This window comes from Myxacorys chilensis (assembly GCF_059505265.1).
Genome location: NZ_JCACKG010000249.1, coordinates 41,787 through 50,933, shown reverse-complemented (window position 1 = coordinate 50,933; position 9,147 = coordinate 41,787). Strand labels below are relative to the sequence as shown.

Annotated in this window: 10 protein-coding genes and 1 pseudogene; 7 read left to right on the top strand and 4 right to left on the bottom strand. The window is 47.1% G+C overall.

Going from position 1 to position 9,147, the window contains the following annotated elements:
- From AC5JLB_RS25710 to AC5JLB_RS25700, 3 genes are all read left to right on the top strand, one after another.
- Nucleotides 1-1,012: WD40 repeat domain-containing protein (locus tag AC5JLB_RS25710; protein ID WP_495876673.1), on the top strand; the 1,012-nt coding region annotated here is incomplete at its 5' end.
- A gap of 297 nt (nucleotides 1,013-1,309) precedes the next feature.
- Entirely contained in the window at nucleotides 1,310-1,561 is a 252-nt protein-coding gene (locus tag AC5JLB_RS25705) for a hypothetical protein (protein ID WP_495876672.1), read from the top strand.
- Between the two features lie 257 nt (nucleotides 1,562-1,818).
- Nucleotides 1,819-2,205 carry a hypothetical protein gene (locus tag AC5JLB_RS25700; protein WP_495876671.1) on the top strand — a complete coding sequence of 129 codons (387 nt, stop codon included), beginning with the start codon at nucleotides 1,819-1,821 and terminating at the stop codon, nucleotides 2,203-2,205.
- A 21-nt stretch (nucleotides 2,206-2,226) separates the two neighbouring features.
- Here AC5JLB_RS25700 and AC5JLB_RS25695 read toward each other — a convergent pair whose 3' ends face one another.
- Nucleotides 2,227-2,415: a hypothetical protein gene (locus AC5JLB_RS25695; protein WP_495876670.1), complete on the bottom strand. Its 189-nt coding sequence runs from the start codon at nucleotides 2,413-2,415 to the stop codon at nucleotides 2,227-2,229.
- Nucleotides 2,416-2,791: 376 nt separating this feature from the next.
- On the opposite strand from AC5JLB_RS25695, the gene AC5JLB_RS25690 reads away from it, so the two are divergent.
- A complete protein-coding gene (locus AC5JLB_RS25690; protein WP_495876669.1) occupies nucleotides 2,792-3,499 on the top strand; it encodes a hypothetical protein in 708 nt (235 codons plus the stop codon).
- A gap of 644 nt (nucleotides 3,500-4,143) precedes the next feature.
- Here AC5JLB_RS25690 and AC5JLB_RS25685 read toward each other — a convergent pair.
- The gene (locus AC5JLB_RS25685) at nucleotides 4,144-5,646 is read right to left on the bottom strand and encodes a transposase (RefSeq protein ID WP_495876668.1); all 1,503 of its coding nucleotides are present in this window, start codon (nucleotides 5,644-5,646) and stop codon (nucleotides 4,144-4,146) included.
- Nucleotides 5,647-5,679: 33 nt separating this feature from the next.
- Nucleotides 5,680-7,152, bottom strand: coding sequence for a recombinase family protein (locus AC5JLB_RS25680; protein WP_495876667.1), 1,473 nt, complete (start codon nucleotides 7,150-7,152; stop codon nucleotides 5,680-5,682).
- Nucleotides 7,153-7,473: 321 nt separating this feature from the next.
- Between AC5JLB_RS25680 and AC5JLB_RS25675 the strand changes: the two are divergent.
- The 3 genes and pseudogenes from AC5JLB_RS25675 to AC5JLB_RS25665 form a co-directional block, all read left to right on the top strand.
- A pseudogene (locus AC5JLB_RS25675) lies at nucleotides 7,474-7,611 on the top strand (IS6 family transposase); the annotation flags it as partial.
- A 167-nt stretch (nucleotides 7,612-7,778) separates the two neighbouring features.
- The gene (locus tag AC5JLB_RS25670; protein ID WP_495876675.1) at nucleotides 7,779-8,075 is read left to right on the top strand and encodes a DDE-type integrase/transposase/recombinase; all 297 of its coding nucleotides are present in this window, start codon (nucleotides 7,779-7,781) and stop codon (nucleotides 8,073-8,075) included.
- Between the two features lie 274 nt (nucleotides 8,076-8,349).
- Entirely contained in the window at nucleotides 8,350-8,562 is a 213-nt protein-coding gene (locus AC5JLB_RS25665) for a hypothetical protein (RefSeq protein ID WP_495876666.1), read from the top strand.
- Nucleotides 8,563-8,829: 267 nt separating this feature from the next.
- On the opposite strand, the gene AC5JLB_RS25660 is transcribed toward AC5JLB_RS25665, so the two are convergent.
- Nucleotides 8,830-8,904, bottom strand: a complete 75-nt coding sequence (locus AC5JLB_RS25660; protein ID WP_495876674.1) for a hypothetical protein — start codon at nucleotides 8,902-8,904, stop codon at nucleotides 8,830-8,832.
- Between the last annotated feature and the right edge of the window lie 243 nt (nucleotides 8,905-9,147).

Below are 9,147 nucleotides of genomic sequence, written 5' to 3'. Positions count from 1 at the left end.
CCTGTCGGGTAAAAAACTTGCTGAATTTGAGGGTAGCACTCCCAGCTTCAGCCCCAATGGCAAGCAAGTCGTCACTGGGGATAGTACCACGATTCGGCTGTATGACCTGTTGGGTAAAAAACTTGCACAATTTCAGGGCGTCGCTCCCAGTTTTAGTCCCGATGGCAAGCAAGTCGCAACTTGGGATGGCAGCACGAGTTGGCTGTATGACCTGTCGGGTAATAAACTTGCTAAATTCCAGGCCAGCGTTTCCATTTCCAGCTTCAGCCCCGATGGCAAGCGAGTTCTCACCCAAGATTACAACACAAGCACGATTCGGCTGTATGACCTGTCGGGTAATAAACTTGCACAATTTCAGGGCAGCATTTCCAGCTTCAGTCCCGATGGCAAGCAAGTCGCAACTTGGAATAACAACACTACGAGTCGGCTGTATGACCTGTCGGGTAATAAACTTGCACAATTTCAGGGTAGCCTTCCCCGCTTCAGCCCCGATGGCAAGCAAGTCGCGACTGGGGATGACAGCACGAGTCGGCTGTATGACCTGTCAGGTAATAAACTTGCTGAATTCCAGGGCGTCGCTCCCAGCTTCAGCCCCAATGGCCAGCAAGTCGCGACTTGGAATAACACCACGAGTCGGCTGTATGACCTGTCAGGTAATAAACTTGCACAATTTCAGGGCATCTCTCCCAGCTTTAGTTCTGATCAGCAATGGATACTCACAACCTCTCCAGACGAAGACATCACCCGGCTCTACGATTTGGAGGGCAACCTACTCGCCGAATATCCAGGTTCTACAGATTCACAAAATTCCAAATACTATGGCTTATCCCTTGGCTTCACTAAAGACGGGCAACAAATCCTCACTCTCACCAGTAACGGTACCTTACGCGTCTGGGATCTCGATGCTGGGCTCGCCGTAGATGGCGGACTGGATGACCTTCTCACGCGAGGCTGCGCCGCATTGAAGAACTTTAGGCACCGGGAGGACGTACGAAAGGTTTGTCCCGGCTAAATGAATTAGTCTATTCTTGGGCTTTGCGACAGCTAGAACGCCTGCTCAAATATAGACATAGTGATTTAATGGCTCCGCTTAGCTGAAGGCAACGCTGCTACCTATAGCGATCGCGATCGTAAATTGTGTTGACACTTAATACAAATTACTGAAAATGCCTCTTTTCGGCAGGGATTTAATAGATAGTCTGAGTTCCTGGTGATTCGAACGGTTTGGTGATTGCAGGGCACTTAGCTACAGCTTCGCTACCATTGGGGCAAATTGATTTCTCCTCGGTCAACGCTAGGATGAAACAGTTTGCAGGTCGAGTTGACTGGCAATCTCGACCACGATGCCTTTGTTTTTCAAATCCTCCAGAGCTTTGTAGAAATTGCCAATACTCAACCCCCAGCGATCGCAAAATCGGTTCACTTCGATCCTCGGGCTCCGCTTGCCCCGAAAGTCGATTTGCAGGGCAAAGAACAGGTAGTCTCGTTAGCTTTGCTTCACGGAGTGTTCGTTCGTCAACAGTTTCAAGTCGCGAATCGTCAACCGTTCTTCGCGATCTAAGCCATAGTGGGGCAAGTCAGCAAGTTCCATATGCCTAAGGAAATATAGTACGCAGGTTCTGGTTTAGGTCATTGCCGCCTCGCTGTTGTTTATTTCAAGCCGTTTTGACCCTGCTGTCACTAGAGCCCATAAGCGCCGCGACAAAGACAATTTAGTTCGTGGGTAAATCATGAAATTACCCACGAACTAAACAAAGGCATCCTCGCAGTTTACCTAGAGGACCTATGGTCGTCAGGGGGTATGTTCGTGGGATAGTAATGAGTAGCCCCACGAATTCGATTCAGACGGTGACCAGCCTTCATCTCGAAGCCGAGGTATCCCGGCTCACAGACTTAGCACAGCGCATTCGAGACTCGGGTCCCGTCGCACCAGTCAACTGTTGGATCGAGGACTATACAGTCACGCGCCAAACCGGACCATACCACTACAAGCGGGTGAATAGCGATCGACCTCAATTCGGGGCGCGAGGCCAAGCCCGCACCCTGCATCTGGGAAAAGCCGGCAGCCCTGACCATCAGGACTGGCAACAACGGCTGAAGCGGCGGGACGCACTGACGGAGATCGACTATCGGGTGGGTTTGATTCGGCAGTTGATGGCGCGGCAGCAGTCGCATCCACTTTGGATGCCCGATCCGCTTCCGTAGCGAACGGCGGCGATGACCGGCTTATGGGGTTGCGATCGCCAGCGACGGCAGCGGTAGGGGTTCACTCTCTCCACCGACATCGCGGTGTGGAGGTCGCTTGAAGGTAAACGTGAAGCGGTCCCCGCTCTCAATCACGTGCTGCATCTCTGGGTACAGGGGCGAGTTTTCGATCACCCCGCTCAAGTAGACCCAACCGCGAGCTCGGGTCAAGGCCACAAACAGTTGGTTGCGCAGTGTAATATTGCTTTCGTCCTCAGCAATCTGGTCGAATCCAGATCCAGTCCGCGACTTGATGATGCGGCAGGTCTAATCCGCCCAGAGGGCAACCCTCCTGGGTCTCGATCGAAAACTGGATGTGGGCAACCATCAACCGTCTCCTAGGTTGTCTGTAGGGATAAGTTAGTTCTAGCGTACTATATTTCACCTTCCAAGATGTTGAGAGGTCGTTTTAGAGTTTGACTAGACAACAACGAAGGCTGCAAGCTTTTCCCCACTTCCCTGCATGGGTTTGCGGTGCAAGATTTGCCTAGATTATTATTTTTTGATATAATATAAACATAACTAATTAACAACTGAATATTTTCACATGTCTATTTCACAAACTGAGCGGGGGCGACTAGATCAGTATGCGCCACTATTGGACGCGCTAGAAGCCAACCTCGATGGCCAACTGAAAAAAGCGCTTCAAGACCACAAGCATTGGCGACGCACTGCCCAAACTGACCTTCGCTACACCTCACCGGCTGATTCAATCTTGAGTGATTACTTCACTACCCTAATCGACTCTAGTCGGGACGAAGCGGACTTAAAAGAGGGATTGCATGGCTTCTACGCCCGCTCCCTCGACCAAATCACCACCGAACTCTCACCGCATTTCCCCCAGCTTGACTCAGAGCTTCCACCTGAGTTGCGATCGCAACTCCTTAACATTGGTGCACAGCAACTCCTAAATGAGACCCTCGCCGCTGATCCTCAGTTTCTGGGTCGGCTTCACGCGGCTCAAAGGGGTCAAAACCTTGATCGACTGCGGCGATGGCGTGATTTTCTGGCTCGCTGCATTGGACAACACCTCTCGCTCGAAGAGCGGTTCAATCTGGGCTTATTGCTGGGATTGCTGCCGATCAAAGATTTACTCCAGTTTATGAACGAACGCCACAAGCTTGGGCTGACAGAGTCGGATCAAGCGACGATCGAGCAGGGGCTCGAACTGAGCCGCACGATTGCTCGAGGCCCGCTAACTTACAAAGACGCGATCGCGGCGATTCAACTCTTCCGATCACTCGAGGACTGTTGATCGACAAAGATACGCTCGCGGCAATTCATCTCTTTCGATGGAATCTGTGCCGATCCGTCGCAGCTTTGCCAGTCGCTAATCCTGTCAATGAATGGAGAGATATGATGCAAAGTGATGCCAACAACAACCCAGACATCGTTGCGACGGGCAGGTTATTAGATTGATCAAGCTACCTAGGTAAAGTCGGGCAGCAATTGGGTAAATTGCCGCTATTCCTAGAGCACCGAGTCGTTCATGATGGAAGGACATTCAAAGTCGCTAGCCACTCAATCAGGTTGGCCTTTATTAAAACGAGCCCTGGGCAATTGCTCAGGGCTTATTAGTTGGGGCAGCGTGAGGTTAGCAGCTGATTCTGAGCGCGACGCAACAGCCCCAGCAAATCCGTGTGCGATTCGTCCTAGACCTTCTTGCACCTACCACGAGACAACAGTCGCGATGAAGGCTAGCGAGTTCGTGGGAAATCCTACAGTTAAACCACGAACTAAACTCGGGCATCCACGTAGTTAATGCGTTTGGGAGAAGGATGGTCGTCACATCTAGCTCTGCTCATGCAAGGCTCTAGCGGCAGCATGTTCGGGAAATAAGAGTGAGTCAGCTCCTTCGCTCGTTTTGCTTCCCCCGGCTCTAGGCTGTCTGCTTCCCTGCTACTCTTTAGCATCCTTCGGGAAGTAGTCGTTTGGGTTATTGTACTGCCTGGAATAGCTGAAGCCCAACTTTCGGGCTACCGATGCCCAACCACCATTGTCCGAAATAGCGCTGTTTAAATCAGTGCGTCCAATCTGCTTTAGTTCTTCATGAGTTGGTAGTACACCAGAATTACCTAGTTGTTCAGCTACACGATCAATTTCTGCTCTAAGATTGTCCAGATTCTTCCAATATCCGCGTGGTTTTCTCCCGTAGGACAAACGCAGCTTCAATTTTTGAGCGACTGCTGGGAAACCGCCATGCATATTCATCGCTGCAGCAAGAGAACTCTCTCCTGCTTGAGTTAAGTCTTCTTTGGTTGGTATAACTCCACGTGTACCTTGGTGTTCAATGAAAGTAAGTAGCTCATGCTCAACGTTTGAAAAATCATGCCAGTATCCTGAGCTTCTTTTGTTGAAATTCAGCTTGAGCTTCTCAGCGACAGTCTGAAATCCTCCGTGATATTTGCAAATAGCTCTTAAAATATCTTGTCGATCGCTCTCTTTAAGCTCGGTAGCAGTAGGCATTAAACCGATTTTTTTACGTCTCTCATTGAGTAAAATAATTTCACGTTTGAGGTTGTCAAAATCTTTCCAGTAACCTGAAGGTTTTCTTTCATGGGTTTTTCTTAAGCTATGTTGTTGAGCCAGTTGTACTAAACGCTCATCATTTAAACCTGCTTTCCTGATCCAGGAGCGAATTGTAACTGCTAGAACTCCTGTAAGATGACTGATTTCATTTGATGACATTCCTTCTCTATAAAGTCTTAAACACTTATCGATTTTCTCCTTAGAGTATCTTTTTTGCCGTCCTCCAATGGTTGCTTTTGCAATCCAGGATCGAAGTGTACCAAGATTTACTTGCATTGCCTGAGCAATTTGCGTACTAGTTTTCCCTGCTTTATAGAGTTCTAAGCATTGCTGCTTAAGCTCATCAGAATATTTCCGGAGTCTAGAAACCCCAGCATTGTAGACCCAGTCTGTGATCGTGTCTGCAGGTACTCCTGTTTCATTTTCAATATCTCTTGGTTCCCAACCATCAATGTACATCTGAATGCAAGCTTGTTTTTCATCTTTTGAGTGTTTGGCTGAACGGTTTGATAAACCACATTCACGGAGCCATTTTCTTAAAGCTCGTCTTAAGGGAATACCATTAAGCTTTTGAATTTCTTGAATAGAGTAACCAACAGAGTACATTTCAATGCACTGATCCTTAACAGAGTCATTGTAGGGATCTGTATGGTGAATAGGAAGAATCTCTGCCAAATCCTTTTCTGATGATGGATCAAGCTGTTGCTGAACAAGCAATCCTAATTCTTTATAGTAGGGACATGTTTGGCACTTTGTATCTACGCCCGGTGTAGAACAATCACAGGCAGAACGCCATTGCGGCTTGACAGCTGATTCAATTTGAGAAAATTGCTCTGCTGCCTCACGGAAAATATCTATAGTAGGTTTATACATTTCCCAATTTTCTTACTCAACTATAAATTTGACTCAAACCTTTAATTCAACAGAAATCATAGAATCTGAGATGAAAACACGCTCAACTAATCTCATGTAAAATACTTCTCGATACTCTTGTGATAAGGAGTACCAAAAATTAATTTTTTGAGCTTCAGGATGCAGTAAAAATTGCCACGCAGTATTATTAGTTTTGTCACCTTCAGCGTCAATTTCTGCCAGAATCTTCTGTCGCTGAGCCATTAGCTCTTTGTCAAATTCAAGGTCAGGAGCAATATCAATCCACTCAAGCTTCTTTCGGAGTTTGTTAAGCCTTTCTGAGGTCAGCTCTTTTTTCTGTATTTGATACTGCGTAATTTCTCCTGCTTTCTCAACCAAGCCGCTAATGATAGCCTCGTCTATTTTTGAAAGAGATGTACAACGATGATTGTTACAGCTGATACCTGAATGCATACATGCATAATATTTACGTCCCCCTGAGCCTCCCTTAAGTTGACACAGAGATTTACATTCATTGCAGAAGACACGTTTAGTAAGATAAAATGTTGCACCTGGTTGCCCAAAACATTTAGAGTTGAATTCTAAAATTGGCTTTATTTCAGTTTCATAAAGTTCATCGGTAATAATTTTGTGGTCGGGATGGGTATCTCGATGAAGTTCCCATACTTCAGGATTATTATTTCTGCGTCTGTTTGTGTACTTTAAATAAGCCGTATGTCCGCGAAGAATCGGATTCATAAGCCATGATTTTAAGCCTTCAGAAGAGCTGAAAATTGCTAATCCAGGTACAATTGCAGGGTTTTTATGCTGCTCCATAGTATAGCGATGATGAAGATGGCTTAAAACAGTTCTATATTTTCTAATACGCAGGAAGCAATCGACTAACTCTTGGGCAATATCAGCTTTACTTTGTCCTCGCTGCAAAAACTCCAATGGAGTTTTTGCATTAAAGTGACTGTAATTATCTGGACAGTCTTGAAGAGAGCAAATGAATGGTCGACGGTCGATAGTATATTGGTTGTTAACTATTTCATAGAATAAGGGAGGACGAGACCATGCTCCCTTCTTACTTCTACGGTAAGCGAACCCATGCTTTATCCGCTCACGCAACATATTTCGCTCAAAAGCGGCTAATAAGACCATCATGTCGGCACTCATTTCACCCGAAGCTGTTTTTAAGTCTTGCTTACCTTGATCAAGGAGATCAATTTCTACGTCACAGTTACGAAGCAGTATTTTGAAGTACTCGTAGTCCAATTTGTTTCGGTAGAGTCGATCCCACCGAGTTGCTCTAACTAAACCTATTTTCCCAGCACAAATATCATCTATCAGGCGGTTCAAATCCGGTCGAGCCGAATTGTCTCCAGAGTCGATATCAGAGTAAATCTCATCTACACCTGCAGTTATCAGTCGGGCTTCTTGCTGCTCTAGGGCAGCACCTTTAGCCTGCTCCAACGTAGAAAGACGCAAGTAAGCAACCGCTTTTCGACCATTTGGAGTTGGCATAAATATTAATTCTGATATAATGATACAAAGATACCATATACTTGTAGCAATGTCATTAAAGTAACGTTGTTACAAACGGGAAATCAGAGCTGTTTGTTTTCTCATCAAAACGCTACATTTAGCTTATGGAATTATTTTTCTAAGAATACGAATTTCGCCTTGCGTCGCATCGTAGAGCATGAGCAAAGTGTGTAGGTGATTTAAGTTTGAAAGTTTTTATGAGTAAAGAAAACGGTGCCTTTCGCCTCGATAGCCAGAAGCGGGGTTGTGTCGCAAAAATGATAGGGTAAGGAGGCACAATTTTCTCTCACCTCGTCCTAAATGGCTGCCCCATCCCTGTTCAAATGGTGCCACGTTCTGCCCGACATCATCTTCCTGAAGGTGCGACGGTACTGTCGCTATCCCTCGAGCTACCGGGACTTGGAAGCAATGATGGCGGAGCGAGGACACGACTTCGACTCCTCGCTTCACGGATACGTGTCCGAAGTCGTTTGTCGAGTTCTGGCGAGAACTTCAACACCCAGCGATTGTTTGCCCATGCTATGGGCAAACAATCGTAGAGTTGGTTCGCTTCGCGAAGCTCTGAAGGACACACGGTGGATAAGAATGCTGCCTATCCAGTCGCAATGAACAAGTTAAAAGCCGATGAAACGACCCTTGCAGTACCTGCGAAGCAGCGTGCCGAAGAGACGAAACTCCGGCGGATTAAATACTTGAATAACGTGATTGAGCAGGATCACCAGAACATCAAACGGATTATAAAACCAATGATGAGGTTTAAGTCGTTCAATAGCGCAAGACGAACCTTGAGCGGAATTGAAGCCATGAATGTGATTAGGAAAGGGCAAGTGAAAGAAGTCAATAAAGGGGACAGTGTATCTCAAGCAAAGTTTGTCGAAGAAATCTTCGGAATGAGTGCTTAAGATAATACGATTGACATAGTTTGTTTGTCACTCTAAAGGGTTTGCACACAACTGCATCACCTACACAGTGAAGACTAAATCTTTATGATCCTCTATTCTAACTCTCTGCCAGTTCGAGAAACCTTCTTACATCGGAATCCGAACCGCTCGATCACATTTCCTTGAACTCGCTTTAGTTTGAACAGTGACTGTTGAGGGATAAGCTGTTACCCCAACACTAGGGGAGATGGAATTGTCCAGATTGGACGCACCACACAGAAGTTGAGTTATCAAGGTGAAACACCCTGACTCTGCTTTATTTCAAGCCTGGTGGAGGGGCTTGACTTGGGCAGAAACGAATCGCACGCCGACATACGGGCAAAAAAGCGCAAGAGTTGATCGGTATTTGCTGGTCTCGCCTCCGTCGTGTGTGGAACGCTTAGGGCTGCGCTGCGGCTCACCCCCTATGCCCACCAGTGTTTCTCGGCGGCTCTCGCCCATAGTGTAGATCGCCCGGTAATCTCGTGTTGATGGCGGCAGTAGGTTTCGGAGCCGGGAGCGTTGATCGCGGTGGTTTGGACAAATTCAGCTAATCCCTCGTCCTGCCACCTCTTAAAGACGACGCCGTAACAGGCGATCGTCTTTAAGAGGTGGTTGGTTTGTCCGGAGCCGGTCCAGACTTCGTTAATCTCGGTTTGCAGGTCGCTGCGTCATGCTTCTACAGCGGTGATGCGATGCCGTTTGCATTTGCTGCTGTGGTGATGGCTCGCGGAGTTTAGGTGCGTTCGGCTTTGAGCACTCTGCGAAAAAATCGCTCCGCTGCCTTGCGATCGCGCTTCGCACTCAGCATAGAATCCAGCGTATTGCGTTCCGAATCGACGGCGCGATACAAATATTTCCACTCGTTGCGATTCGTTCCTACACGAAAGGCTGCAAAGCTTGTAAGGTGAAGCTTCTGAGAAATAACCTTCTAAGGTGGAGTTCGCAATTTTGTCTCGTGTCAATTGTGCAGACCGATTTATTGCATCAATTTTCTCCTCCGTTTCGTCTCAAAATTGAACGCAGCACGTGGTGCGGAGAGCTAATTTTAGGT

What these genes read in the sequence shown, in the direction of transcription:
- AC5JLB_RS25700 (WP_495876671.1), top strand. Translation starts at nt 1,819, where the DNA reads ATGAGTAGCCCCACGAATTCGATTCAGACGGTGACCAGCCTTCATCTC.
- AC5JLB_RS25690 (WP_495876669.1), top strand. Translation starts at nt 2,792, where the DNA reads ATGTCTATTTCACAAACTGAGCGGGGGCGACTAGATCAGTATGCGCCA.
- AC5JLB_RS25685 (WP_495876668.1), bottom strand. Translation starts at nt 5,646, where the DNA reads ATGTATAAACCTACTATAGATATTTTCCGTGAGGCAGCAGAGCAATTT.
- AC5JLB_RS25680 (WP_495876667.1), bottom strand. Translation starts at nt 7,152, where the DNA reads ATGCCAACTCCAAATGGTCGAAAAGCGGTTGCTTACTTGCGTCTTTCT.
- AC5JLB_RS25670 (WP_495876675.1), top strand. Translation starts at nt 7,779, where the DNA reads ATGAACAAGTTAAAAGCCGATGAAACGACCCTTGCAGTACCTGCGAAG.